26 protein-coding genes are annotated in these 25,537 nt (G+C 51.8%); 1 reads left to right on the top strand and 25 read right to left on the bottom strand.

Annotated features, from left to right (window positions below):
* The 24 genes from folB to NST84_RS00255 form a co-directional block, all read right to left on the bottom strand.
* Window positions 1-363 carry a dihydroneopterin aldolase gene (folB, locus tag NST84_RS00370; protein WP_342566305.1) on the bottom strand — a complete coding sequence of 121 codons (363 nt, stop codon included), beginning with the start codon at window positions 361-363 and terminating at the stop codon, window positions 1-3.
* A gap of 49 nt (window positions 364-412) precedes the next feature.
* Window positions 413-1,270, bottom strand: a complete 858-nt coding sequence (gene folP, locus NST84_RS00365; protein WP_342563732.1) for a dihydropteroate synthase — start codon at window positions 1,268-1,270, stop codon at window positions 413-415.
* Complete coding sequence (gene pabC, locus NST84_RS00360) at window positions 1,267-2,148, bottom strand: aminodeoxychorismate lyase (protein ID WP_342563731.1); 882 nt, start codon at window positions 2,146-2,148, stop codon at window positions 1,267-1,269. Before pabC ends, folP begins: the two co-directional genes overlap by 4 nt.
* The gene (gene pabA / locus NST84_RS00355) at window positions 2,145-2,726 is read right to left on the bottom strand and encodes an aminodeoxychorismate/anthranilate synthase component II (protein WP_342563730.1); all 582 of its coding nucleotides are present in this window, start codon (window positions 2,724-2,726) and stop codon (window positions 2,145-2,147) included. The genes pabC and pabA overlap by 4 nt, the downstream gene beginning before the upstream one ends.
* Window positions 2,723-4,354, bottom strand: coding sequence for an anthranilate synthase component I family protein (locus NST84_RS00350; protein WP_342563729.1), 1,632 nt, complete (start codon window positions 4,352-4,354; stop codon window positions 2,723-2,725). The genes pabA and NST84_RS00350 overlap by 4 nt, the downstream gene beginning before the upstream one ends.
* A gap of 251 nt (window positions 4,355-4,605) precedes the next feature.
* Window positions 4,606-5,544: a cysteine synthase A gene (gene cysK / locus NST84_RS00345; protein WP_342563728.1), complete on the bottom strand. Its 939-nt coding sequence runs from the start codon at window positions 5,542-5,544 to the stop codon at window positions 4,606-4,608.
* Between the two features lie 195 nt (window positions 5,545-5,739).
* A complete protein-coding gene (locus NST84_RS00340; protein WP_342563727.1) occupies window positions 5,740-6,684 on the bottom strand; it encodes a peptidylprolyl isomerase in 945 nt (314 codons plus the stop codon).
* A gap of 9 nt (window positions 6,685-6,693) precedes the next feature.
* Entirely contained in the window at window positions 6,694-7,578 is an 885-nt protein-coding gene (gene hslO, locus NST84_RS00335; RefSeq protein ID WP_342563726.1) for an Hsp33 family molecular chaperone HslO, read from the bottom strand.
* Window positions 7,579-7,625: 47 nt separating this feature from the next.
* Window positions 7,626-8,393 (bottom strand): type III pantothenate kinase, encoded by a 768-nt coding sequence (locus tag NST84_RS00330; protein WP_342563725.1) that lies wholly within the window; start codon window positions 8,391-8,393, stop codon window positions 7,626-7,628.
* Window positions 8,390-9,265 (bottom strand): carboxylating nicotinate-nucleotide diphosphorylase, encoded by an 876-nt coding sequence (gene nadC / locus NST84_RS00325; protein WP_342563724.1) that lies wholly within the window; start codon window positions 9,263-9,265, stop codon window positions 8,390-8,392. Before nadC ends, NST84_RS00330 begins: the two co-directional genes overlap by 4 nt.
* The gene (gene nadB, locus NST84_RS00320) at window positions 9,255-10,871 is read right to left on the bottom strand and encodes an L-aspartate oxidase (RefSeq protein ID WP_342563723.1); all 1,617 of its coding nucleotides are present in this window, start codon (window positions 10,869-10,871) and stop codon (window positions 9,255-9,257) included. The genes nadC and nadB overlap by 11 nt, the downstream gene beginning before the upstream one ends.
* A 39-nt stretch (window positions 10,872-10,910) precedes the next feature.
* The gene (gene nadA / locus NST84_RS00315) at window positions 10,911-11,849 is read right to left on the bottom strand and encodes a quinolinate synthase NadA (RefSeq protein WP_342563722.1); all 939 of its coding nucleotides are present in this window, start codon (window positions 11,847-11,849) and stop codon (window positions 10,911-10,913) included.
* Between the two features lie 256 nt (window positions 11,850-12,105).
* Window positions 12,106-14,160, bottom strand: a complete 2,055-nt coding sequence (gene ftsH, locus NST84_RS00310) for an ATP-dependent zinc metalloprotease FtsH (RefSeq protein WP_342563721.1) — start codon at window positions 14,158-14,160, stop codon at window positions 12,106-12,108.
* A 110-nt stretch (window positions 14,161-14,270) separates the two neighbouring features.
* Window positions 14,271-14,810: a hypoxanthine phosphoribosyltransferase gene (gene hpt, locus NST84_RS00305; protein WP_039868902.1), complete on the bottom strand. Its 540-nt coding sequence runs from the start codon at window positions 14,808-14,810 to the stop codon at window positions 14,271-14,273.
* Between the two features lie 45 nt (window positions 14,811-14,855).
* A complete protein-coding gene (gene tilS / locus NST84_RS00300; protein ID WP_342566304.1) occupies window positions 14,856-16,298 on the bottom strand; it encodes a tRNA lysidine(34) synthetase TilS in 1,443 nt (480 codons plus the stop codon).
* 74 nt (window positions 16,299-16,372) lie between these two features.
* Window positions 16,373-17,311, bottom strand: coding sequence for a serine/threonine protein kinase (locus NST84_RS00295; protein WP_342563720.1), 939 nt, complete (start codon window positions 17,309-17,311; stop codon window positions 16,373-16,375).
* Window positions 17,301-18,047: a vWA domain-containing protein gene (locus tag NST84_RS00290; protein ID WP_342563719.1), complete on the bottom strand. Its 747-nt coding sequence runs from the start codon at window positions 18,045-18,047 to the stop codon at window positions 17,301-17,303. Before NST84_RS00290 ends, NST84_RS00295 begins: the two co-directional genes overlap by 11 nt.
* 217 nt (window positions 18,048-18,264) lie before the next feature.
* Window positions 18,265-20,775: a stage II sporulation protein E gene (gene spoIIE, locus NST84_RS00285; protein ID WP_342563718.1), complete on the bottom strand. Its 2,511-nt coding sequence runs from the start codon at window positions 20,773-20,775 to the stop codon at window positions 18,265-18,267.
* A gap of 416 nt (window positions 20,776-21,191) precedes the next feature.
* Window positions 21,192-21,695, bottom strand: a complete 504-nt coding sequence (locus tag NST84_RS00280) for a S1 domain-containing RNA-binding protein (RefSeq protein WP_342563717.1) — start codon at window positions 21,693-21,695, stop codon at window positions 21,192-21,194.
* 124 nt (window positions 21,696-21,819) lie between these two features.
* Entirely contained in the window at window positions 21,820-22,155 is a 336-nt protein-coding gene (locus NST84_RS00275) for a septum formation initiator family protein (RefSeq protein ID WP_342563716.1), read from the bottom strand.
* Window positions 22,156-22,177: 22 nt separating this feature from the next.
* Complete coding sequence (yabQ, locus tag NST84_RS00270; protein WP_342563715.1) at window positions 22,178-22,741, bottom strand: spore cortex biosynthesis protein YabQ; 564 nt, start codon at window positions 22,739-22,741, stop codon at window positions 22,178-22,180.
* On the bottom strand, window positions 22,738-23,022 hold the full coding sequence (gene yabP, locus NST84_RS00265) for a sporulation protein YabP (RefSeq protein WP_221803634.1): 285 nt from the start codon (window positions 23,020-23,022) through the stop codon (window positions 22,738-22,740). The genes yabQ and yabP overlap by 4 nt, the downstream gene beginning before the upstream one ends.
* Window positions 23,023-23,157: 135 nt before the next feature.
* Entirely contained in the window at window positions 23,158-23,436 is a 279-nt protein-coding gene (locus NST84_RS00260; RefSeq protein ID WP_042171862.1) for an RNA-binding S4 domain-containing protein, read from the bottom strand.
* Window positions 23,436-23,708, bottom strand: a complete 273-nt coding sequence (locus NST84_RS00255; RefSeq protein ID WP_039868883.1) for an HU family DNA-binding protein — start codon at window positions 23,706-23,708, stop codon at window positions 23,436-23,438. Before NST84_RS00255 ends, NST84_RS00260 begins: the two co-directional genes overlap by 1 nt.
* Before the next feature lie 34 nt (window positions 23,709-23,742).
* Here NST84_RS00255 and NST84_RS00250 point away from each other — a divergent pair, with 34 nt between their 5' ends.
* Window positions 23,743-23,886 (top strand): hypothetical protein, encoded by a 144-nt coding sequence (locus tag NST84_RS00250; RefSeq protein ID WP_342563714.1) that lies wholly within the window; start codon window positions 23,743-23,745, stop codon window positions 23,884-23,886.
* 108 nt (window positions 23,887-23,994) lie between these two features.
* On the opposite strand, the gene mazG is transcribed toward NST84_RS00250, so the two are convergent.
* Window positions 23,995-25,491, bottom strand: a complete 1,497-nt coding sequence (gene mazG / locus NST84_RS00245) for a nucleoside triphosphate pyrophosphohydrolase (RefSeq protein WP_342563713.1) — start codon at window positions 25,489-25,491, stop codon at window positions 23,995-23,997.
* Window positions 25,492-25,537: the final 46 nt, after the last annotated feature.

Below are 25,537 nucleotides of genomic sequence, written 5' to 3'. Positions count from 1 at the left end.
TCACTTTCTCGTTCTGTACAGCTCTACAGTCACTCCCTGAAAGTGAATGTCGAACGGCGGATGCGGCTTGGTTACTTTAACCGTTACAGCATTGATAATAGTATAAGTGTCGAGTAACGCCGATGCAATATATTCTGCCAAAGCTTCAATTAATTTAAAGGACTTCGTTTCGACAATATTTTTAACCGTGTAATGCACTTCTGCATAATTTACGGTCTGTGTGAGGTCATCATTCTGTCCGGCCGCCTGAAGATCAATATCCAGCTCCAGATCCACATAGAAGCGCTGGCCAAGCTTGCGTTCCTCTTCAAACACCCCGTGATATCCGTAATATTCCATGCGGTGCAGCTTCATTTTGTCCATATAAAGCACCTGCCTTTTCATTTAAAATAATCCGCAGCCGTCATCCGGGTTATTCCCGCATTTGAGGAGAGGAGGAGTAGAGCATTGCATCACACATTTGCACGGTACGTCTGATATTCGCCACATCGTGCACGCGCACGATCTGACAGCCTTGGGCAATTCCGAAAGCTACAGTCGCAGCGGTTCCCTCAATTACATCATCAGCCGGAAGATCCAGCACGGTACGGATGAATTTTTTGCGCGAGGTCGCCAGCAGCACCGGATAACCCATTGCGGAGAGACTGTCGAGTGCCATCATTGCCTGCAGATTCTCAGAAAAGTCCTTGGCAAAGCCAATTCCAGGGTCAAGAATAATATTCTCCGGCTTGACTCCGGCTGCCAGCGCTAAATGGATGCTTTCTGTAAGATCAGCAGACATATCTGCCTGTAAATCGCGATAGTTACGGTCATTACGGTTATGCATCAGAATAATTGGACATCCCGCTTCAGCAGCTACCCGTGCCATAGCCGGGTCTGCCTTAGCTCCCCATACATCGTTAATGATGTGTGCTCCCGCAAGGATTGCCTGACGGGCAACCTCTGCCTTATACGTATCTATAGAAAGGATCAGGTGCGGCGCGGCGCGGTGAATGCTTTTAATTACCGGCAGCACCCGGTCCAGCTCCTCCTGCATACTCACAGGCTCATGCCCCGGCCGCGTCGATTCTCCGCCTATATCAATAATATCGGCTCCTTCTGCAGCCATCTGCAGCGCATGCTCCACTGCCCGGTCGGGATCAGCCCACAATCCTCCGTCTGAAAAGGAATCCGGCGTTACATTCAGGATGCCCATAATTAATGTCCGGTTGCCCAGGGTCAGCGTACTATCCGGGAAACGATAGGTCCGCTTATAAATAACAGGTTTCATCTCAGCGCTTCCGTCCTTTCTCTGTATAACCTGATCAGCTCGGCTGTGTTCCTTCCGCAATAGCCTTTACCTGCTTGAAAAGGCTCGTTACCCTGCCATAGCAAAGTTACCGGAACAATCTCCTGTATGGAATTCGTCAAAAAAATCTCATCGGCCGCCAGCAGCTGCTCCCAGCGGTAGAAGCCCTGCTCTGTCTGCAGACCGGCTTCCGGAGCCAGCCTGAGCACCATTTCCCGGGTAATTCCCGGCAGAATACCTGCTCTGATATCAGGGGTATAGAGAACGTCATCCTTGATATAAAAGATATTGCTGACTATCCCTTCGGCAACAAAGCCTTGCCCGGTCAACATCAGACCTTCCGCTCCGCCGGCGCCTGAGGGGTATCCGGCAAGCTCGCGCTTAGCCAGAATGTTATTCATATAATGCAGCGACTTCAGCCTCACCGGCCCTTCCGGGGTATTGCGCGGTGTATTCAGTAATTGCAGCCCCTTGCCTTCCACGTACAGCGCCGGATTCAGCTTTGGCAGCTCCTTGATATACAGCAGATGGTTAGGCTGGCGGTACTCTCCCGCCGGAAGCCCCAGAATATCCTCACCTGCAGTAACGGTATACCGGATATAGGCCTCCTGCAGCTCATTAGCGTCCATTACCTGCTTGATCCATCCGAGTAAGGAAGCTTCATCTGCAGTAAACGGTATACCCAATTGCCTGCAGCCGTCAGCCAGCCTGTCCAGATGCCGCTGCAGCAGAAAAGGAACCCCATTATAGGTGCGAAAGGTTTCAAACAGGCCCATGCCGTACAAAAAGCCGTGATCCAGAGCGGACACCACGGCGTCTTTGGCCTCAACTACAATATGGTTCAATCCTATATATTTCATGCCGGTTCGCCGGCTCTCCGTTTCAGGAAGTTGCGGAGCATCGTATGTCCATGATCGGTTATGATCGATTCCGGATGGAACTGCACGCCTTCAATCGGATATTCCTTATGACGCAGCGCCATAATCTCACCTTCCGCTGTCTCGGCGGTAATCTCCAGGCAGTCCGGCAGGCTTTCGCGTTCTACAATCAGCGAGTGGTATCTCGTAGCTGTAAACGGTGACTCCAGACCTTCAAAGACCGATGTGCCGTTATGATAGATTGGTGAGGTTTTGCCGTGCATCAGACGCTCTGCACGGATGACATTGCCGCCAAATGCCTGTCCAATAGCCTGATGGCCCAGACATACGCCAAAAATAGGGATTACGCCTTTGAAATGCTGCAGCAGCTCAAGACTGATGCCTGCTTCATTCGGCGTGCACGGTCCCGGCGAAATCAGAATATGATCGGGCGCCATTGCTTCAATCTCCCCGATTGTAATTTCATCATTGCGGTGTACCTTTACTTCTTCCCCCAGCTCGCCTAAATACTGCACCAGGTTATAGGTAAAGGAATCATAGTTATCGATAACCAAGATCATAATGCTGCTCCCCCTTTGGCTACGCTCGCGGCCCGGGATTCGTACTGCAGCTCGCTGCAGAGAACCGCCTTTACCACTGCTTTGGCTTTGTTATGGCATTCCCGGTATTCCCGGTACGGATCGGAATCAATTACGATCCCTGCCCCTGTCTGGATATAGCCTGTTCCATCCTTCACTGCCAGTGTTCTTATTATAATATTTAATTCCATATTTCCGTTATAGTCAATCCAGCCCATCGAGCCTGTATAAGGTCCGCGGCGGACCGGCTCCAGCTCCTCGATGATCTCCATCGTGCGCACCTTGGGCGCGCCGGTAATGGTACCGCCGGGGAACAAGGCGGCCATGACGTCATAAGCATCCTTGCCGGAGGCGATGCGCCCCTCCACCTGCGAGACGAGATGCATTACATGCGAGTATCGCTCGACGGTCAGCAGCTCCGGCACGCTGACCGACCCGTACGCAGCGACACGTCCGATGTCGTTGCGCTCCAGATCGACAAGCATGATATGCTCGGCGATCTCCTTCTCGCTCCCGCGCAGCTCCGCCTCCATGGCGGCATCCTCCGCGGGAGTAAGGCCCCGGCGCCGGGTCCCGGCAATGGGGCGGGCAGAGACCTTGTCCCCGTGCAGCTTGACGAGCAGCTCCGGCGAAGCGCTGGAGAGCGCGAAGCCGGGCGAGCGGAGCAGCCCCATGTACGGGGACGGGTTGAGCCTGCGCAGCCATTCGTAAACATCCTCCGGCGGGGACTTCAGCTGCGCCTCCTGGCGCAGCGAAAGGTTTACCTGGAATACATCGCCCTGGCGGATGTATTCCTGGACCTCCAGCACGGCCTTCTGGAACTGCTCGGAAGAGAAGGCTGACTGCATGCCCGGCCATTGTCCGGTAAGCTCAGCATTCTCCTCAATAGCAGCAACAATGTCTCCGGCTTCTGTCAGTGAATGCTCCTCAGGTACAGAAGCAATAAAGAGCAGCTCCCATTGCTTTAGCATGCCTTCAGCACGTGCCACTGCCCCGGAGTAAAGCTCCTGCAGGACAGACGAATTTGTTCTGGCCGCCTCCGTTAATGGAGTATGGACACTGCAATAAAGCCGTTCTTCCTGACTGTCATAGATCCAGAGCTCCTCGAAGCGCATAAACAGATAATCGGGAAATCCCGGATGGTCCTCAGCCAGTGAAGGCAGCAGCTCAAGCGAGCGGACTACATCATAGCTGAGATAACCGATACAGCCGCCAGCGAACGGAGGCAGTCCGGATAATTCTGCGCGCGGTGAAGTAAACGCCTGCATCCAGCTCTGGAGCACATCCAGCGGATTGCCCTGCAGCTTTGCAGGTTCCGGCCGGCTGGCCCCGGCAGAGCCATCTGCTGCTTCCTGCGGCAGCCGGATCACTTCAGCCCGGCCATCCTTGCCCTCCAGCACAGAAACCGGCTGCAGCCCCAGATAGGTATACCGGCCGCCCTTTCCGCTCTCCAGCACTACAGAGTAAGGGGAGGCCTGTTTCCACGCCGCCTTCCATAAGGCTGGCAGACCCGGCAAGCCCTGCGGTGATTTTATAATTAAGGGGAGTAGGCTCCAGCTGTTTCCAGCATTCCAATGCTCCCAATCCTGATACGCTGTTAATATCTCCAAAGCGGTCCTCCTAAAAGTATTATTAGCCTGTTCTCCAGTCATTTCATCGTTTATTGCCTGTCAGTATACTGTACTTCCGGCTGCTTTGAAACCCCTTGCTGCTGATTTCAGTAAATTAAAGCAGATTTTCGTGTAAAAACATTCCCGTAATAAAAATGAACCTTTATTCTCTCCTAAAGGATATACCAAAAAGAGCCTCCGCTATCCCTGTACAAGCAGATAGGAAGGCTCCGGTAAACGTTAGTCAAGTATTAAACTTCGAAGTTGTAGAGCGGTGTGCTCAGGTAACGTTCGCCGTTACTTGGAATAACCACAACCACTTTTTTACCTGCACCAAGCTCTTTGGCTACTTTGAGAGCTGCAAACACAGCTGCACCGGAGGAGATACCGGACAGTACGCCTTCTTCTTTGGCTACACGGCGAGCCGTTTCGAAGGCTTCGTCGTTCTCAACATGAATGATCTCATCATAAACATTCTGGTTCAGAATCTCAGGAATGAAGTTTGCACCAATCCCCTGGATTTTGTGCGGGCCTGGTTTGCCGCCGGCCAGAATCGGAGAAGCTGCAGGTTCAACAGCATATACCTTCACATCAGGATATTGCTTCTTGAGCACTTCACCGGCGCCGGAGATTGTTCCGCCTGTACCAATGCCTGCAACGAAAGCATCAAGCGGTCCGCCGATGGATTCGATAGCTTCAACAATCTCAGGACCTGTGGTTTCCAGGTGAATCTTGAGATTGGCTTTGTTCTTAAACTGATCAGCAAGGAAGTAGTCCGGATTCTCGGACAGAATCTGCTCAGCCTTCTTAACTGCACCGTTCATACCCTCGGAACCCGGGGTAAGTACGAGTTCAGCACCATAGGCGCGAAGCAGGTTCCGGCGCTCAAGGCTCATCGTCTCAGGCATAACAATAATGGCCTTATAACCCTTGGCAGCTGCCACCAGCGCAAGTCCGATACCCGTGTTACCACTTGTAGCTTCTACAATCGTTCCGCCCGGCTTAAGAAGACCTTCCTTCTCAGCCTCTTCAACGATGCTGAGGGCGATGCGGTCTTTAACACTGGAGCCCGGGTTCTGATATTCCAGCTTCAGATAGATCTCAGCAGAACCTTCCGGAGCAATACGGTTCAAACGGACAAGCGGTGTGCCACCGATCAGATCTGTTACACTGTTAACGACTTTAGCCATGAGCAAAAACCTCCTTGGAATAGTAAATGATATATGAGTATGTAACTTGTGACGGATGTCTTCAGCATATAATTCCTGCACCAGGATCTCAATACCGCAGCGCCAAGTTAAAACGCTGTATAGCGGCTCTCTTCGATCATCTGCCGCCAATCATTCCCGACTAAAACAGTAGGTTTTACATTTATCCTCATATTATCAATCTTGCCGGCCATTGTCAACATATATCGCTGTCTCATATTTGGCGCGGAGGTCGCTTTCCACCTGCTGTAACGGGGCAGCCTGTTCCAGTGCCAGCTCCCGCCGCACCTCTGCCCTGATTTCCGTCTCATCCGTTTCGGGAGGATCGATGATGTTGTCAAGGCGGATTACAGCATAGTCCTCACCGACCGGCAAAGGGCCGGCGATATCACCGGCTTCAAGCCCTGCCGCCCTCCGCAGCAGCTCAGACGGCCAGAAGGGGTCATCTTCCTCCACCATTCCAATGTTTCCGCCATTCTCTCTGCTTTCGGCGTCAGTCGAAACTTCTTTGGCCATAGCGATAAAATCCTCACCCTGCTCCAGCCGGTCCATTACAGCATCCGCTTCTTCGTAAGTATTAACTCTAATTATAGATAACTGCATCTGCTTCTTGGGAGCGAAGCGCTCAGCATTGACTGCCAGAAATTCATCAATGTCTGCATCGGTGATTGTGATTCCCTGTGTGGCCACCGCCTGCAGGGTAAGCCGGTAAACGGCCTCTTCACGAACCTCCTGTCGGGATAGTCCGAGCTCCGACTGCATTTGTGCGTAATACTGCTCTTCGGAGCTATATCCGGCCATAGTACGCTTAAGCTCCTCCTCAATATCCGCATCCGTTACAATAATGCCAAGCGCTTTGGCTTCCTTATCGACTACGATATGATTCAGCATAGCCAGCAGCACTTCATCCCCGTGCTTTTTTTTGAGCTCATCCATCCATTCCCGGTCCGTTACCGGCTGTCCGCCTGCAGCGGCGACATCTGTCGTCTCTCCGTCTACAGCATCTCCCTTGAGAATAGCCATAGCCCGCAGGCTCCAGAACAGCAATCCGCCGAGCACCATGATGCCGACTGCCAGGATAACAACTGTATTGCGCAGTGCACGCTCCTGTCTAGTCATCATCGCATAAGCCTACGATCTTGCTTGATCCAGGATTACCTGCAATTCATCCTTATTAAATACATAGGCTTCGTTGCAGAAATGACATACAACTTCGGCCTGATCATCTTCTTCTATTAAGCGTTCCAGTTCGTGCTCGCCCAGGCTGATCAGTGTCTGCTCAACCCGTTCACGCGAGCATTGGCATTTAAACACAATATCCAGTCCATCAAGGATAACTGCGTCCGGCAAAAGATAGGTCAGCATCTCCTCCGGCTCAAGCCCCTGATCCAGCAGTGCTGTAACCGAAGGCATTGTGCTCAGTGTCTGCTCAATTTCGCTGATTTCGGCATCGGTAAGACCGGGAAGCAGCTGGATAATGAATCCGCCGGCCACGCGTACCGAGTTGTCCGTCTCAACCAGCACACCAAGCCCGACTGCCGCCGGCGTCTGTTCAGAAATCGCAAAGTAATACGTAAAATCATCGCCCAGCTCGCCCGATACAATCGGGACGCTGCCGCGGTAAGGCTCCTTGAGCCCCAAATCCTTGCTGACGTCGATAAAGCCTTCCGTTCCTACGGCGCCCGCCACATCCAGTTTACCAAGACTGTTGCTCGGCAGATGAACATGCGGGTTGGTTACATAGCCGCGGACTTCTCCGCGGGCATTGGATTCTGCAGTAATCTGGCCGATTGGTCCATTCCCTTTAACCATCACTGTAAGCTTCTCTTCACCCTTGAGCATAGCACCCATCATAGCTGCAGCAGTTACTGTACGGCCCAGTGCAGCCGTAGCCGTCGGGTAAGTATCATGTCTGCGCCGCAATTCATCAACAAGCTCTGTCGTCCGCACAGCAAATGCCCGGACTCTGCCGTGCAGTGCAGTTCCGCGGACCAGCCGGTCCTGTTTCTTTTCCATTGGGTCATACCCTCCTGTCTCTGAGCCTGATTCAGGCTTCTTTATCTTTATTGGTTACGGTCATAAATAATGCGCAGGCCTTCCAGGGTAAGCATCGGATTCACTTCATCTATGCAGTCTGTTTCTCCGGCAATCAGTGTAGCCAGACCGCCTGTAGCAATAACCTTCAGCACCGGTGCATTCATCTCCTGCTTGATTCTGCGTACAATCCCCTCAACCTGCCCCGCATATCCGAAAATAATCCCGGCCTGCATGGCATGCACGGTATTGCGCCCAATTACTTTTTTGGGCTTCTCCAGCTCAATCCGCGGCAGCTTTGAGGCACGCTGATATAAGGCTTCAGTTGAAATACCGAGCCCCGGAACGATCGCTCCGCCCAGGTAGTTGGCGCCAGCATCGATGCAGTCAAAGGTCGTTGCAGTCCCGAAATCAACAACTACAAGCGGACATTTATACTGTTCAATAGCAGCAACTGCATTAACAATCCGGTCAGCTCCGACTTCGCGGGGATTTTCATACCGTAGATTAAGGCCGGTTTTGATACCGGGACCTACAAGCAGCGGATCTTTACCGATATATTTTACACACATTTCAACAATGACCTGAACGAGCGGAGGCACAACAGAGGAGATAATGACTCCCTCCACATCCTTGAAGGACATATTCGACATTTGAAACAGATTATGAATCAATACCCCGTATTCATCAACTGTGGACTGGCGGGCCGTACTGAGCCTGAAATGATGCAGCAGCTCGCGCTTCCGGTATATGCCCAGCACAATGTTAGTATTCCCGATATCAACTGCAAGCATCATGACAGCGGACCCTCCTTCCGGGCATTCAGGTCGAGGCTGATATCCAGACTTTCAAAGGAATACGTCAGCCGGCCCACTGAAATCACATCTACACCGGATTCCGCGATCCGGCGCACTGTCTCCAGAGATACATTGCCGGAGGCTTCCGTCTTGACATGGGGTGACTTGGTCTTGATTCTTCTGACAGCTTCCTTCATCAGCTCAGGATCCATGTTATCCAGCATGATGATATCCGCTCCGGCCTTAAGAGCCTCTTCTACCTGCTCCAGACTCTCTGTTTCCACTTCAATCATCATGGTATGCGGGATGTTCGCCCGGGCCCGCCCGACAGCCTGAAGAATACCGCCGGCACCTTTGATATGATTATCCTTTATCATCACAGCATCATATAAGCCGAACCGGTGATTCGCTCCGCCTCCGACACGCACAGCATATTTCTCCAGCATCCGGTGACCGGGTGTTGTCTTGCGTGTATCAACCAGCCGTGTCGGCAGACCGTCCAGAATCTTTATAAAGGAAGCAGTCCGTGAAGCGACTCCCGACAGCCGCTGCATCAGATTAAGCGCAAGCCGCTCGCCCGTCAAAATGGCATGAGTGCTTCCTTCCACTTCGGCAATTACCGTTCCTTTGGACACCTCCTGCCCCTCTTGAACCAGCGGTGTAAACACGAGAGACGGATCAACGACTTCAAATACCAGCTTTGCTACAGGCAGACCGCAGATTATCCCGGCCTCCTTTGCATGAATAATACCTTTGGATTCATGTCCGGCCGGTATGGTGGTCCGGGTTGTAATATCACCGGAGCCTACATCTTCCTGCAGCCAGTTTTTGATCAGCTGTACCAGTTCTTCGTTATATCCATTAAACATCATCACTAAATTCCTCCACTATGCCCAGATCACGGATCTGAAGCAGATGTTTCTGCCACTTCGCATCATCGCGCAGCGGATAATCCTCCCGGTAATGGGCTCCGCGGCTTTCCTGCCGTGAGAGTGCCGACTCAGTGATCAGCAGGGAACAGGTAAGCATATTGGCAAACTCATATTCTTCACGCTTGGTAAGTGCAGCATTAAATATCGGCAGCTGCCGCTTCAACTCATCCAGTCCTTTGTTAAGCATTCCTTCATTGCGCCGCAGACCGGCATAACGGACCATTACCTTCTGCAGCTTCAGCCGCCGTTCCACAATAGCCTGGATCGGCGATTCTGTACGCCCTTTATCAGAACCGGCTGACAGGCTGGTCCAGTCGGCAGGAGCAAGCTCACGGATACGCTCCGTAATCCGCCGTCCAAATACAATGGCTTCAGACAGAGAGTTACTTGCCAGACGGTTAGCCCCCTGTACTCCGGTTGAAGACACTTCCCCGCAGGCAAACAGCCGGGCGATATTGCTTTCTCCGTTTAAATCGGTTTTGATGCCCCCCATCATATAATGCGCAGCAGGGGCCACTGGAATCCAGTCACTTGTAATATCGAGTCCGTAACTCATACAGGTCTCATATATCGTAGGAAAGCGATGCTTCACCATATCCGCCGGCTCATGGGTGATATCAAGAAAGACAAAGGTCGATTTGGTAAGCTCCATCTCGCTAACTATAGCCCGGGCCACAATATCACGGGGCGCGAGCTCAAGCAGCTCATGATACCGTTCCATGAAGCGTTCCCCATGAATATTGCGCAGTACGGCCCCTTCTCCCCGGAGCGCTTCGGAGATCAGAAACCGCGGTGCCCCGGGGTAACTGAGTGCTGTCGGATGGAACTGGATGAATTCCATATCCCGTATATGGGCTCCTGCCCGGTAGGCAATGGCCACCCCGTCACCGGTGGCCACCTCAGGATTTGTGGTGTAGCGGTACAATTGTCCCGCTCCCCCCGAACAGAGAACCGTAGCATCTGCCTGCAGGAACAGCCTTTCACCATTAGGACGCTGGACCAGCGCCCCGGCGCATTCCCCGTCTTCCGTAATCAGATCAATGACAAAATGATCATCCCAGACCTCAATATTGTTATCCTGCTTCACCTGCTCAATTAGCGCCCGTACAATTTCATATCCGGTTGCGTCACCATTGGCATGCAAAATACGACGGTGGCTATGAGCTCCTTCTTTAGTCAGAGCCGGCACACCGTTCTCCTCATCAAATATAGTGCCCAGCCGGATCAGCTCACGTACGCCCTCCGGTCCTTCATGAACTAATACATCCACTGCAGCCGATGAATTGAGACCGGCACCTGCCAGCAGCGTGTCCTGCCGGTGATACACCGGAGAGTCTTCTGCCGAGAAAACCGCAGCAATCCCGCCCTGTGCATACCGGGTATTGCTCTCCATCAACGATTTCTTGGTAAGCACGATAACCTTACGGTCTTCAGCCGCTTTGATGGCAGTAAACAGGCCTGCAATGCCTGAACCGATTACAACAACGTCTGTTCTAACTGCCGGAAGCCCGCGAACATCGAAATCTACTAAATATTGTGGAATCATGACCGCTATTCACCTGTTTCAACGAAAGAGTAGCGCATGCTACCGGACTTGTAGCATGCGCTCTAGGGAGGTTCTGGCTTTGTCGGCGACAGCGGGCGGTACGTATATCTGCGGCTTCATCGTCTCCAGGCATTTAACCAGCTTCTTTAGATTATTGACCTTCATATTAGGGCAAACCAGGAACTTTGTGGCAAAATGGAATTCCTTATCAGGGCTATCCAGCCGCAGCTGGTATCCTGTACCGTCCTCTGTTCCAACGATGAACTGCCGGCGGTCCGATTTCCGGCAATAATCAATGATAGAGGTGGTACTTCCTACATAATCGCCCATGGCAACAACCTCAGGCCGGCATTCCGGGTGTACCACAAATTCAGCCTCCGGATATTTGGCCTTCATTTCGATTACATCTTTAACCGTAAGCATATCGTGGGTGTTGCAGTAGCCTTCCCAGATAATCAGCTTCTTCCCGGTCTTTTCCTGAACATAATGTCCCAGGTTCTTATCAGGCACCCAGATGATTTCTTCGGCATCAAGCGATTCTATAACTCTGACTGCATTCGCCGAGGTACAGCAAATATCCGTCTCTGCTTTGATTTCGGCGGATGAGTTAATATAAGTAACAACCTTGGCATTCGGATGCTGGGCCTTGAGTCTGCGGAGTCCATCCACATTAACCATGTCAGCCATCGGGCAGCCTGCGCGTTCATCAGGAATAATAACGGTTTTGTTCGGAGCCAGAATTTTAGCGCTTTCTCCCATAAAGTGAACACCGCAAAAAACAATAACTTCCGCATCAGTCTCTGCCGCCTTTTGAGCAAGCAAAAAAGAGTCGCCCCGGAAATCAGCTACCTCTTGAATTTCATCACGCTGATAATAATGAGCCAGAATAATTGCATTACGTTCCTTCTTAAGCTGTTCGAGGCGCCCACGAAGTTCGCGGTTTTGTTCCTGTTTGCGCTCAAGCGCCAGAGCTTCCACGGTTAAGTTTCCCCCTTAAGTCTAATGGCTGCTATGCCTATTTCATGGATTATTTATATTTTAATAGTTAATCACTAATGTACACAACGTAATCCCCACTGTCAATGTAACGAACGTGATTCTGCCTGCTTGCGGGACAATAAACAGTCGGAATGACAATTAATGGTCAGGCAGGCCCGCGGCCTATTATTCCATAAAAAAACCGGAGAACCATCAGGTTCTCCGGTACGCCGTTCTTTCCGGCTTACATTATAGATTAGACGAGGTTGCCGCCTCCGTCTTTATTACCGCCGTTCGGATCATTTCCGTCTCCGGAATCCGGCTTGTTCGGAATGTCCTTGGTCAGATCCGGCAAAGTTGATGGCGTTTCATCATTTTTGCCTTGGATGCGGACACGCACATCACCGATTGAATCAATAACGGGTTCACCGGCTTCATGGGACACGCCCGGTACTTCAGCCGGTTTGCCATCCTCGCTCAGGTAACCCTGCTCAATCAGTTCTTTGATCTGATCAAGCTCCAGTGTTTCCTTCTCAAGGAGGGTGTTCGCAATCAGGTGCATTTCCTTGGAGTACTTGGTCAACAGCTCACGGCAGCGCTCGTAGCAGCTATTGATAAAGCTCTGCATTTCCTGATCAATTTCGTAAGCAATGGAATCACTGTAGTTCTGCTCATGCCCGATATCGCGGCCCAGGAATACCTGACCCTGGGAAGTACCGAACTGCATAGGTCCCAGCTTATCACTCATACCGTACTGCATAATCATGCTGCGTACAATGCTTGTGGCCTGCTGGAAGTCGCTGTAGGCTCCTGTACCGATCTCGCCGATGAACAATTCTTCAGCAACGCGTCCGCCGAGAAGTCCGGTTACCCGATCAAGCAATTCATTCTTGGTAACAAGCATGCTGTCTTCCTTAGGAAGCATAATGACATATCCGCCGGCGCGTCCGCGCGGAATAATGGTAACCTTGTGGACCATGTCCGCATGTTCCAGGAAATAACCTGCAATGGTATGGCCTGCTTCGTGGTAAGCAACGATGCGTTTCTCACGGTCGCTGATAACGCGGCTGCGTTTCTCAGTACCAACGATAACGCGGTCGATCGCTTCATCCACTTCGCGCATACCGATATCCTTGCGGTTACGGCGTGCGGCGAGGAGTGCTGCTTCATTGAGCAGGTTCTCAAGATCCGCACCGGTAAAGCCGGTAGTACGCTTAGCGATAACATCCAGTCTTACATCCTTCGTAAGCGGTTTGTTACGGGAGTGAACCTTCAGTACAGCTTCACGGCCTTTCACATCAGGGCGGTCAACCGTAATCTGACGGTCGAAACGTCCCGGACGTAGCAGTGCCGGGTCAAGTATGTCTGCGCGGTTAGTTGCCGCGACAATGATAATGCCTTCGTTGCCGCCAAAGCCGTCCATTTCAACGAGCAATTGGTTGAGTGTCTGTTCGCGCTCATCATGTCCGCCGCCGAGTCCGGCGCCGCGCTGACGGCCCACTGCATCAATTTCATCAATGAAGATGATACATGGAGCGTTCTTCTTGGCATTCTCGAACAAGTCACGTACACGGGAAGCACCGACACCGACAAACATTTCTACAAAGTCAGAACCGGAAATACTGAAGAATGGAACGCCTGCTTCACCGGCAACTGCACGGGCCAGCAAGGTTTTACCTGTACCTGGAGGGCCGACCAGCAGTACCCCTTTCGGAATACGGGCACCCACTGCAGCAAACTTGCGCGGGTCCTTCAGGAATTCAACGACTTCAACGAGCTCCTGTTTCTCTTCATCAGCACCGGCAACGTCTTCGAAGCTGATTTTCTTCTTCTCTTCGTTGTACAGGCGGGCTTTGCTCTTGCCAAAGTTCATTACTTTGCCGCCGCCGCCCTGCGCATTATTGAACAGGAAGAAGAACAGGATGAACATAATAACCAGCGGGATAATGGAAGAAAGGAATGTCAGCCAGATGCTGTCACCTTCCATTTTCTTCTGAGTCAATTCAACGCCATTGGAATCACTGGCGGCAATGAGCTCATTAATCGCTGCATCTGTAGGAGGTACATATGTGGAGAAGTTTTTCGATTTGGTATCAGTCGGCAAATTTTTGTATTCGCCGGTAACCAGAAAAGCGTTACCTTCAAACTGAATCGTCATACTTTTCACATTGTTGGCTTTGATCTCCTGTCGTAACTCATCGTATCTAGGGAAATCGGCGGATTCATTTCCATTGCTGACAAACTGGACAATGCCCACCACGACTAAAAATAAAATCAAATAAAAACCAGAATTCCGGATGAACCGATTCATCCCCTACCTCCTCTCACAACGCTCAAGTTATTGTACCATAGCCTGCCCGGAGTCCTCAAATAACATCAGGCCCGGGAATCTGATCCGTGGATCTAAGGCTGTCGACTAGTTTATTTGGTGTAAATTTCAGGCTTCAGCACACCGACATAAGGGAGGTTCCGGTACAGCTCGGCATAGTCCAGACCATAGCCAACCAGGAAAGCATCAGGAATCACGAAACCGGTATACTCGGCCTCAAGAGTAACTGCGCGGCCTGACGGCTTGTCAAACAGGGTTACTACTTTAATGGAAGCAGCATTGCGGCCCTGCAGCATGTCAATCAGATAGCTGAGCGTGAGGCCACTGTCGATAATGTCCTCTACAATCAGAACATCGCGGCCTTCGACCGAAGTGTCCAGATCCTTGATGATCTTGACTATGCCGGATGACTTGGTTGTACCGCCATAGCTGGATACAGCCATGAAGTCCATTTCGACAGGTACTGTAATCACTTTAACCAGATCTGCCATAAAGATAAACGCACCTTTGAGTACACAAATCACTAAAGGCGTGCGTCCTGCGTATTCTTCGCTCAGCTGGGCGCCAAGCTCCCTGATTCTTTGTTGAATTTCCTCTTCGCTGATCAAGATTTCCTGAATATCATTCTGCAACTTGCGAACCTCCTAAGTTATACTATGAAAGACTTACTTCGACCATTACGCTTCTTCGCTTTTCTCCAGATCCTCCAGAGTTATAAGCAGAACCGAGGCCGTGTGCCGCCCTACTGCGGCATGCATCGAGCGTCTAACGCCCGGAATCCAGACGATATTGCCTGCAGCATCACAAACGAGGGGAATTCTGGAACGTTCGGAAGCAGGTATTTTATCATCAATGTAAATATCTTTTACCTTTTTGCTTCCGTTTAATCCCATAACCCTTATGGTATCTCCAGGCAACCGGGAACGGACAGTCAGCGGCATAGCCAGCTCCGTGCTGTCAAACCAGGCTGATGTCTTCCCTGAATCCTCCCCCTGTAAAGCAAAGCTTTCCCTCTCCAGCACCGTCATTGCCATTGCTTTTCCAATCTCTCCGATTTCAAGGCGGGAATGGGGCAAGGACAACCGATATGTATAGCTAACCTGCCGCTGCTGAGGCTTGGACGAGAATACAATGGTATCATACTGCCGCTCACAGATCAGCTTCCCACCCAAGTCCAGAGTCCATACGGTGGGCTGCTCCTGCAGCGTTCCCCGGCGTACTGCTTCAATCTTGAAAAAATCAGGTGATACAGCATCCGCCGACAGATAATTTAATATTAGTTTAATCAAACGCCGTTGTAAAGCGGACGGCACGGCCGCGAATGCAGCTCTTTGCAAGGTGTATTTTCCATGCTTCACCAAAACCAGCTCTTCGAAGCATTTTAGCGCATTCGCCTCCATAAACTCGTCTTCCGCCCCGGTTATTTCGGCCAGCTGCAGGAGTGACTGCTTCACCCTGGGATTATATTTCTCCAGCATGGGCAGCAGCTCCAGCCGGACTGCATTCCGCTTGTAATGCGTGAGCAGATTGCTGGCATCCAGCACGTATTCGTAACCCCTCTCCCGGCATAGGCCGGTAAGAGCTGTTTTGTTAATACGCAGGAAGGGGCGGATGAGTTCCACCTTTTTTTCGGTTCTTTTCCAGCGCATTCCGGCGAGTCCTGAAGGACCGCTTCCGCGCAGCATCCGCATCAGCACTGTTTCCGCCTGATCATCCGCATGATGTGCCAGCGCGACCGCACGCGCCCCGTGTCGCAGGGCTGTTTCTATTAAAAACCCGTATCTTTTCTCCCTGGCGGTCCCCTCCGGTCCGAGCCCGCTGCTCTTTGCCAGCGAAGGAATATCGAATTCGGCCAGCTCAAACGGTAAACCGAGCTCAGCAGAAAGTGCACGGACAAATTCGGCCTCTTCATGCGACTCTTCCCGGAACCCGTGGTTTACATGGGCGCATATCAGCTTTAGCGGTGTCCATTTCCGGGATATTTCATGCAGGATACGCAAAAGAGCCACAGAGTCCGGCCCTCCGGAAACTGCGACTACGAGAGTGTCATGGGGCGCCCACAGCTCATGCTCAGCCGCGGACTCCATCACGGACTGCACCAGTTCATTCATCTGCTCCATCTGCGGCTTCCTTTCCTGCCTGTTGATATACAAGTGGTTCAGCTTCATGCCGACCCCGGATCATATGTATAATGTCAAAACCGGATCACCCAGTAAATTGTAAAGGCCAGTACAAACAATGATAACATAAAAGCATTCTTGAGCCAGCGCGGAGTAGCCATGACTTCCTTCTCCTGCTTCCGCTGACCGTAGATATGCTGCTTCCAGACAGCCGCGGCCTGCGCTGATCCGGGAAATCCGCCCTTCAGTGCCAGACACAGCCAGGAGGAAAGCTTCTTGTCAGGAAGGTTTCTGGCCAGGCGCATCAAATCATCCACGTTCCGCGTCTGCGGAAGCTGGAGGGCACATGCCTTGAGCCCTTCTTCATTTAGAAGGCGCAGGCATAATACAGCAAAGGAAAACAAATCATAGCTCTCGTCCCCGGTACGGCTGCCGGCGTTCCAGAAGCCGCGGTCATGCCACTCGGTAAACTGCTTGACACTGCGTCCCATCGGGCTTGCGCCGCCATAATCGATCAGCTCGGCTTCGCCGTAATCCGATACCATCACATTTTCCGGCTTCAAGTCACCGAATACAAAGCCGCATTCGTGCAGCTTCTGCAGCTTCTCCAGCACCCGGAGTCCGACCAGTCCCAGCCAGGAGGCTCCTTGTTTGGCCAAAAAGCGGTGCAGCGGCCGTCCCTCTACATAACGCATGACATAAAACGGTTCATTGACGCCATCTTTAAAATCATCGGATTCCAGCAGGAATGAGGACAGCGGAGATTCACGGCGGGCCCGGTGCTCGCTGCGCTTGCGGCAGGATTGAAGGGAGGTCAGCACATTGATTTCGGACTGCAGCTCAAGGGTATCGTTACCGACCTTTAGCGCATACTTCTCCCGTCTGCCTTCCCGCTGTACGAGATATACGGTTCCGTTCGCCCCTTTTCCCAGCATCCGTTCGACGACATAGCGGTTGCCCCGCCATTTGCCTGTAATTACTGTGCCTACTGGATAGGGTGGATTAGACGACATACCCACCAATCATCCCTTCTCGTTCATCGTGTTCTTCGCTCTCAAAGCGCTCACGGTGTTCATCCAGTTTATCATAACGGTAATGCTCAAGCACTCTGAAAATAGCAGGTCCAGTCGGAGTAGCCCCCCTCATCTTCATTCTGCCGAAAAGCGAGCGAATCCCGGCTACGTCGCTGCTCCAGTCCATATCAAGTGCGGCATCCTCACTGCTGGAACGTCCCGGAAAATGAAACACGGCAATTTCGCTGCGCCCTTCGCGGGCTTCCAGACTAAGTGCCAGGTCACGGATTGCTTCCTCAACCGCAGCAAGCTTGGGCTTCATGCTGGCACTGGCATCAATAAGCAGAGCAATCTTCAGTGGTGTTGTTTCAGTAAGCTCATCCACTACAGTTACAACCTGTGAGCGCTTGGCCGGGGGTAAATCCTCCAGCGAGCCTTCACCCAGAATTTTTTTTACCTCTTTATTAACCGCCTGCTGAATGGTCTGAACCACGGTCTTCCGCGTCATCATCTGCATGGTCTGCGCAAGCTGCGGCGTGCCGACAATCCGGCTTATTCCCCCGCCGGCCTTGGCGATATCGGCAATCTCCCGGCTGCCCAGCTCCCCGATTGTCCCATAGTCGACAACTCCGACAACATTTACGGTGATTCCCTCCTGCCGGGCATGCGCCGCAGCCATCACCGGACTTTCCCCCACGTTTGAACAACCGTCAGTAATGAGCAGAATTTGTCTCATAACCCGTTCACTCCCCTTTGCCTTGTCTCTTTTCTAGCATATCCAAGGTTGAGAGATTTCAAACGCCGCTTAGGCTGCAAAATAGATGAAAACAATTAAGGCGAACCTAGGGGAACTGCGGCATTTGAAATAAAGGTGGGCAAATACGGGCGGGTCTAGTGAATGGGCCCGCCGAAGAAAGGTAACTATACTTTGATAGAATACCTGACTCTGCCTATCAGCTTACCGTCCGCGGACGCTCCATCCGGCCGATTCCGGGCAGATGCACGCTGGACCACTGCGGATGGTAATGGTCCAGGCGGGTGACGACAATGGTCATGTCATCATGGATCTCATTGCCCTGGTAGCGGATCACCTTGTCCAGCAGCTCATCGGCCATATCCTGCGGGTCATCGCCTTCAAGCTCCTGGATCAGCCGTTTCATCCATATCTCTTTATTAACGGCATATCCGGGCGCATCATAAATACCGTCGGTCATCATAATGAGAATATCGCCCGGATACAGCTCCATGCTGATCAGATCTACCTCAATATCCTTGATGATGCCTATCGGCAGATTGCTGGAGGTAATGGGAATCACCTCGCTGCCCCGCCGGATAAAGCTTGGTGCAGAGGCAATCTTCATAAAAGTAGTTTGCGCAGAATATTGGTCAATCAGCGCCATATCGACCGTAGCATAGAACTCATCCGGTGAACGCAGCAGCAAAATAGAATTGACAGACTTAACTGCCAGCTTCTCATCCATGCCCGACTGCAGCAGCTTTTCAAGCATGGATAGTGCAGCGCTGCTCTCCATGCGGGCGCGTTCCCCGTTGCCCATGCCGTCGCTGATCGACACGGCAAAGGTACCGTTACCCAGCTCCACGGTGCTGAAGCTGTCACCCGAGAGCATATCACCGCCCTTTGCCGCACCTGCTACGCCGGTGCTGACCTCATATGCTTTGGCTGAGCCGAAGGTAACCATCGACAGGCCTTCACGGGGATGGACTGCCGTTTCGCTGACAACCGCAATATTTTCCTCCAGTATGTCGGAGAGCAGCGGCGCAATCATCTTGCGGCATTCGTCGAACCCCCTTGTATACGCATGGACAATTTCAATCTCTACCCGTCCGGGATCGAGACTGAGAATCTCGATACTGTGGATGGACAGCCCCAGCTTCTCCAGCGCCTCACGGATCTGGCCTTCCTGACGGTACATAGCCTGTCCCTCACGCTTAATCTCCCTGGCCAGATCCTCCATGACCTGGGAAACACCGGACAGCTGCTCGGCAACAAATTGGCGGCTGTCGTATATTTGACGTTTCCAGCGCATATCATGCTGGTAAAGCTCATACTGGCCTTTCATCACTTCCAGCACCTCCGAGGTCTTTCCGCAGATCCGGTTCCATTCCGGGGGCAGCTGGGCAGCCATAATATCCGGGCATTCTTCTACAGTAGTCATCATATCCGTCATATATTTATAAGTCTGATAGAATTTCGCGTCCCAGCAATGTGTCCGCCGGATGCAGCCGGCGCAGGCTCCCTCCGTTACGGTGCTCATGAAATTCTCCATCTCACGGTCACTTTTCCCGGCCTCAGTAGCGCGGGGGATCTGGCCAAAGCTGCTCGACAGCTGCTGAAACACCTGGGAGAACTGGGTAACGCGTTCAGCTGTAATATCCCGGACTCTCCGCGCATATTCATGCTGGGAACGGCTGTGATCGGCAGTGCCCGGCACGTATTTGGCGATAGCCGTAATGATTGCTTTCGGTGTTAGAAGAAATAATACTACAGCAGCGCAGGTTTCCCAGGTGGATGCCATAACATCGCCGGGCCCGAGAAAGTAAACTGACAGAATAGTTGAACCGAGCAGCATCCCCATGGATACAGCTCCCTTGCGTCCGGCCTGCATCATACCGGACAGCATACCGGAAAAAGCAAGCAGGCTCATCTGATAGATAGCGCCGATATCGGCAAGACTGAGAATCAGGCCGGTTACCACCCCGACCGCAGCTCCAAGCGGTGCGCCTCCGGCGAGTGCAAAGAGAAGAATCAGATATCTGGACAGAATATGTTCAAGCGACAAACCGCTTACCGTCCAGCCCACAAGGCCTGTCATTACTGACGCCAGCAAGATTATCAGGCATAGGATCTCATCACTGCGCAGCGCCCGGCTTTTCATTTTAAACGTAAACAGCGGAAGCGCCTGCAAAAAGACCAGCGTCAGTACAAATCCCAGCAGCGCATCAACCGCACACATCATCAGCGGATACCAGGCAATTGACGGACCGATCACAACCCGGAACAGGCCGACCATAAACGAAGAGACAAATACCATAAGCGGCGCATAGGAAAGGTCAATCCGCTGGAAGTTTTCCATGCCTTTATAGATCAGGAAAAAGATAATCAGCTCAGAGGCCACAACAAGCGCTCCGGGGAAAGGTGTGAACAGGCTTCCGAGAATCACAGCTGCCGCCACCGGCAGCGTGGAGTCTTTTCTCATAAACATAATGACAGCAAAGAAAGCTGCAGCAAAGGGTGACAGCTCGTCCAAAATCATGGCCCGTCCTAACAGAAAGCCCATAAGACTCAGCAGCAGTGTCCATTTTCTCACCGAGATCAGCTGGATAAACGGCTGTTTCAACGTCCAGTTCTTTACTCGCGTGCTCCAAGCCTCTTCCTTCTGCCCCTTGTCTTTGCTTCCGGCTCTGGTCCACTCCGGCAAATTCACCACATTGCTTTTGTTCATTCCTTCGCACCACCCGTTTGAGAATTTATGGTTCTCATTATAAGCCGATGATTCTATGAAAGTTTGTCAGAAACAGAGAGCAGCTTATAAGAAATTTCCGACAAAAAAGCCCGGGCCGACATTATCTGGAAATTGCCGCCTAACCCTTGCGGGTCACCGGATTGACATCCTTACAGTCTCTATTGCTGACAGGTGGTGTAATAGCCGGCGGCGGATATTCGTCAGCGATTGCCCCGGAGATATGTGAAATCCTCAAGGATGCTGTCGGCAATTTCCCGGGCGGCGACAAATTAACCGCACAAAGCGGAAGATTAACATGCAGCCTGACTCAGGTACTTTGCGGGGAACCCAAAATAATAACAAAAAACCGCAGAGGCAAATGCCCCTGCGGTTATTTATGCTGTACAAGTATCGGATTACACGCGTTTGGCGCCACGGCCGCCGCGCTTTCCTTCTGTGTTCTTCTTGATCGAAGATATCCGTTCTTCGCTATCTTTCAGGAAGCGTGACATTTTATCCTCGAATGAAGGTTTACCGGCTGCAGGCTTGAATGGACGCCCACCCCGTTCACGATTAAAACCACCGCCGCCTCCACCACTGCCGCCACCGCCGCCATTAAAACGGTCTCCACCGCTTGGACGTTCTGGTCTTGGAGCTCTTGGGGGACGTACTTCTGATGCCGGCTTATCGACAGCCTGCTTAATGGAAAGCCCGATCTTGCCGTCCTTGTCAACATTGATCACCTTGACGGTTACTACATCAGCAATCTTCAAATGATCGTTAACATCTTTGACGTAGTTATCAGCGATTTCCGAAATGTGAACGAGACCTGTGACACCTCCTGACAGATCCACAAATGCTCCGAAATGCGTGATGCCTGTCACCTTGCCCTCTAACTTGGTGCCCACTTCAATTGCCATAGAATAAAATGATCCTCCCTTAAAAATATACAGACGAATATAAACTTCATCCAGTCTGCGGTGATTTGATTATACAGTAAAGAACAAATCAAGGCAACACAGCGAAAGCCTGATTTGGCCTGCTTTATTCCCTTGATTGCTCTGTACGGATCGGCAGTTCGCCCGGAAGATACATATTGTACCATTTCCGTGCCAGCTGGCCGATATACTCATCGTCATTAAGCCGTGACACTTCGTATTTCAGCTGATTAAGCGAGGCTGTTACGCTCTCATTACTTGCCTGCTTCTTGGCAAGCGCCTCACTCTTGTCCGCTATCGAAGCGCTCTGGACAAAGAAAATGTAACCGGACCAACTGATGAATATTGTCATTACCGCAAGCCATATGAACTTTCTTCTTTTCGCACCTGCGGCCAAGGCCTTCCTTGCTGTTCCCTTCTCTTCCGCAGCAAATCTGTTCATGCGTCTTACCCCCATTGTAAGGTCAGCGTTTCCACCATGCGGTTATCCGTTCAATAGATCTCTGAATCCAGGCAGACTCATAGAGCTTGGATGTATATGGAGAAAGCCATCTTACTGGAAATACCCAAATTGGCTTGGTCAGACGCAAGAGCAGCTTCAAAATAAATAACAGGATGCGGCCGAACAGCAGCAGCGTTCCTCTACAAAGCCGCCAAAGCCAGCGCAGCGGTACACCTATTAAGATTTCCAGGACTCTCCATAGCAGTCTGCACGTATACTGGACCGACTGAATTAACATTACCACAAAACGCCGTACCGTAACACTGAAGATCAAAAAATAGATCCATACGCCTAGGAAGAGCCCTAAAAAGACATAAAACCTCAATTGACCCTGATTTCCGGCATACAGCATGCGAAACACAAGCAGCGCCGCGCATATCCAATACAGCAGGTCCAGCAGCGCATTCAGCCATTTTGGGAAGCTCAGCTTCAGCGACAGCACCCGGTAGCTGTCATAAGTCACTCCCATAGCTGAACCGGCCAGTATCATATAGATCAGGGTCATCCATTGAACGGCTGGATTCATTTAAACAGCTTGCCCAGTATGCCCTTGTTTTTCCCCTGTGTTCCGGGATCGAGATAAATCAGGGAATGGACATTGCCTTCCAGCGACAGGATGCCGTTCTCCAGGCTAAGGTTTTTGATATGTAAATGACTCCCGCGGATGGTGAGATGGCCAAGCTCCGTACGGAGCAGAAACTCCTCGCTGTCGAAGCTTTCTACATTCTGCACACCTGTCAGCTCCAGCTGCTTGCGGCTGCGCATGTGCAGATCATGCTGCTTATTGACTTTGACTGGCTCGATCATAGCATGTACCCCTCCTTCTTGATTCTAATCTATGGTGAGTGGAGGGGTTATAGAACTTGACGATTCTCCGGAAAATATAAAAAAGTACAGCTTTACATGACGTAAGGCTGTACTTGGGGTTATATCGTGTTGCTTCTACCAGTCAAGTCCGCTGCTCTTGGCAACAGGCTCCTCGCGGAGCAGCGTGTACATCCCGGCTGCCTCATCCTTGCGGGTGGTTTCAACCAGCTTTTCCACTTTGACTGTTACAAGCTTCTGGCCAAACTGCACTGTAATCTCGTCGCCGATCTTTACAGTGCTGCTTGGCTTCGATTCCTTACCGTTAATCAGTACCCGGCCCTGCTCGGACACATCCTTGGCCACTGTACGGCGCTTGATTAAACGGGATACTTTCAAATACTTGTCAAGACGCATTAGTTAACGGCTTCTTTGAGCTTGTTGCCAGCCTTGAAGGCCGGTACAGTCGATTCAGGGATTTCAATAGGTGTGCCCGATTGCGGGTTACGGCCGGTGCGGCCGGAACGTTTGCGGGTTTCGAAAGTGCCGAAGCCGATCAGCTGCACTTTATCGCCCTTGGACAATGCATCAGTAATTTCGCTAAGTACACCGTTCAGTACGGCTTCTACATCTTTTTTGGCCAATCCGCTTTTTTCGGAAATGTTGTTTACCAGATCTGTCTTGTTCATAATTTGAAGTTCCTCCTAGGATACAAAAAAATAAATGAAACGCGATAAGCTGCGAAAATATGCCGCAAATCGTCATTTCGTCTTTATGATATTCTTGATGCCGCCTGGAAATCCTGCCGGAAAACGTCGTTTTTTTGAAAAAACGCCTGCGGCGGCTCCAAGCACTACTACATTATAAACCTCATACGGCATTTGAAACCAGAGGATGAAGCCTTATTCACAGCATTGCCGCTTCCTGGCGCAGCTATACGGTTAGCGTAACAGTTTATGCAAAAGCCTGCTGTAATTAATTCCGCTCCTGCAGCTTGGCTTCCTGCCATAACTGCTCCATGGCCTCCAGGGTGCTGTTCTTCACACTTTTGCCTTGAGCCAGCAGCTGCTGCTCAATGTAAGCAAACCGTGATACAAACTTACGGTTGGTACGGGTTAACGCCTCTTCCGGATCTGCACCGATAAACCGCGCCGCATTGGTTGCCGCGAACAGCAGATCTCCCAGCTCCAGCATCTGCTCCTCCGCCGCCGCGCCGCTCTCGATGGCCTCCTGCAGCTCATCGGCCTCCTCACGGATTTTGGCCAGAACATCGGTTACATTATCCCAGTCAAAGCCCACCTTGGCAGCCTTCTTCTGCAGCTTATAGGCTTTCATAAGCGCCGGCAGATCACGGGGAACGCCGCTAAGCGCCGATTCAGCCTCCGGTTTGATACCCTTCAGCCGCTTCTCCTCCGCCTTCATGCCGTCCCAGTTCTTCAGCGCCTCCTCCGCATCAGCCGCACTCATATCACCAAACACATGCGGATGGCGGAATATCAGCTTGTCATTCAGTCCCTCAATAACATCATAGACACTGAATGTGCCAAGCTCCTCTTCAATCTGCGAATGGAGCATAATCTGCAGCAGCAGATCGCCCAGCTCCTCCTTCATGTGGTCCGGATCATCCTCATCGATCGTTTCCAGCACCTCATAGGTTTCTTCAATCAGATTTTTGCGCAGCGACTCGTGTGTCTGCTCACGGTCCCACGGGCAGCCTTCCGGGCTTCTCAGCGTATCGACAATTTCATGGAGCCGGGCAAAGGTACGTCTGCGTGCACTCTCCTCCCGGTTAGCCGGCACATAGATCAGAGACAGGTTGCCGTACCCGTCAATCCGGTCCAGCTCATACAGCGGCACGCGGAGAATCTGCTCCTCCTGCTCCACGCCAAGCGCATGTCCGACAATCACTTCATACTCCGGCGGGTATAGCTCCATCAGGCACAGCTTGGTCTCTGATGCTGTAAAGCTGTCATAGACCTGCCCGATCAGCGTGTGCAGCTCAGGCTGGAGCTGTGAACTGCGGATGCCCGAAGCATCCAGCAGCTGAAAGCCTTCGATCGGATCGAAGCCAAGCCGCACGAATGCCTCATCCAGAAAGCTCTCACCGCCGAGAATCTCCAGCGTAAGCCCTGCTTCAGGACAGCGGCGGCGCAGCTGGGAAACGGCCGATTCCGCCACCATCGGGTGACCCGGAACCGCATAGACCAGTTCGGTCCCGTCAGGCGCAGCCAGCGCTTCTTCGATTAATCTGGAAGTAATGGCTTCATACACCTCGGGAAAAGAATCCAGTGTCTCATACAGCCCGTCAAAGGACTGTGACGGGATATCAAGCTCCGTCAAGGCTGCCATCACCGGATGTTCTGCAGTCCTTACATAAACGGTTGATGCTGCCTGCAGCTTTTTGATAATACCCAGCGTCAGGCGGTCCGGATTGCCTGAACCCAGGCCAACCACTGTTAATTTTGCACTCATGCCGTTACACTCCTTCTTGGTCTATCCCATTGCCGGCTGAACCGGG

Source organism: Paenibacillus sp. FSL R7-0345, from assembly GCF_038595055.1.
Classification (GTDB): domain Bacteria; phylum Bacillota; class Bacilli; order Paenibacillales; family Paenibacillaceae; genus Paenibacillus_AQ.
This window is presented reverse-complemented; position numbering and strand designations above follow the sequence as displayed.

Bases quoted from the DNA above. Each gene is read 5' to 3' on its own strand.
- folB (WP_342566305.1), bottom strand. From the start codon at position 363: ATGGACAAAATGAAGCTGCACCGCATGGAATATTACGGATATCACGGG.
- folP (WP_342563732.1), bottom strand. From the start codon at position 1,270: ATGAAACCTGTTATTTATAAGCGGACCTATCGTTTCCCGGATAGTACG.
- pabC (WP_342563731.1), bottom strand. From the start codon at position 2,148: ATGAAATATATAGGATTGAACCATATTGTAGTTGAGGCCAAAGACGCC.
- pabA (WP_342563730.1), bottom strand. From the start codon at position 2,726: ATGATCTTGGTTATCGATAACTATGATTCCTTTACCTATAACCTGGTG.
- cysK (WP_342563728.1), bottom strand. From the start codon at position 5,544: ATGGCTAAAGTCGTTAACAGTGTAACAGATCTGATCGGTGGCACACCG.
- NST84_RS00340 (WP_342563727.1), bottom strand. From the start codon at position 6,684: ATGATGACTAGACAGGAGCGTGCACTGCGCAATACAGTTGTTATCCTG.
- hslO (WP_342563726.1), bottom strand. From the start codon at position 7,578: ATGGAAAAGAAACAGGACCGGCTGGTCCGCGGAACTGCACTGCACGGC.
- NST84_RS00330 (WP_342563725.1), bottom strand. From the start codon at position 8,393: ATGATGCTTGCAGTTGATATCGGGAATACTAACATTGTGCTGGGCATA.
- nadC (WP_342563724.1), bottom strand. From the start codon at position 9,265: ATGATGTTTAATGGATATAACGAAGAACTGGTACAGCTGATCAAAAAC.
- nadB (WP_342563723.1), bottom strand. From the start codon at position 10,871: ATGATTCCACAATATTTAGTAGATTTCGATGTTCGCGGGCTTCCGGCA.
- ftsH (WP_342563721.1), bottom strand. From the start codon at position 14,160: ATGAATCGGTTCATCCGGAATTCTGGTTTTTATTTGATTTTATTTTTA.
- tilS (WP_342566304.1), bottom strand. From the start codon at position 16,298: ATGGAGCAGATGAATGAACTGGTGCAGTCCGTGATGGAGTCCGCGGCT.
- NST84_RS00295 (WP_342563720.1), bottom strand. From the start codon at position 17,311: ATGTCGTCTAATCCACCCTATCCAGTAGGCACAGTAATTACAGGCAAA.
- NST84_RS00290 (WP_342563719.1), bottom strand. From the start codon at position 18,047: ATGAGACAAATTCTGCTCATTACTGACGGTTGTTCAAACGTGGGGGAA.
- spoIIE (WP_342563718.1), bottom strand. From the start codon at position 20,775: ATGAACAAAAGCAATGTGGTGAATTTGCCGGAGTGGACCAGAGCCGGA.
- NST84_RS00280 (WP_342563717.1), bottom strand. From the start codon at position 21,695: ATGGCAATTGAAGTGGGCACCAAGTTAGAGGGCAAGGTGACAGGCATC.
- NST84_RS00275 (WP_342563716.1), bottom strand. From the start codon at position 22,155: ATGAACAGATTTGCTGCGGAAGAGAAGGGAACAGCAAGGAAGGCCTTG.
- yabQ (WP_342563715.1), bottom strand. From the start codon at position 22,741: ATGAATCCAGCCGTTCAATGGATGACCCTGATCTATATGATACTGGCC.
- yabP (WP_221803634.1), bottom strand. From the start codon at position 23,022: ATGATCGAGCCAGTCAAAGTCAATAAGCAGCATGATCTGCACATGCGC.
- NST84_RS00260 (WP_042171862.1), bottom strand. From the start codon at position 23,436: ATGCGTCTTGACAAGTATTTGAAAGTATCCCGTTTAATCAAGCGCCGT.
- NST84_RS00255 (WP_039868883.1), bottom strand. From the start codon at position 23,708: ATGAACAAGACAGATCTGGTAAACAACATTTCCGAAAAAAGCGGATTG.
- NST84_RS00250 (WP_342563714.1), top strand. From the start codon at position 23,743: ATGAAACGCGATAAGCTGCGAAAATATGCCGCAAATCGTCATTTCGTC.
- mazG (WP_342563713.1), bottom strand. From the start codon at position 25,491: ATGAGTGCAAAATTAACAGTGGTTGGCCTGGGTTCAGGCAATCCGGAC.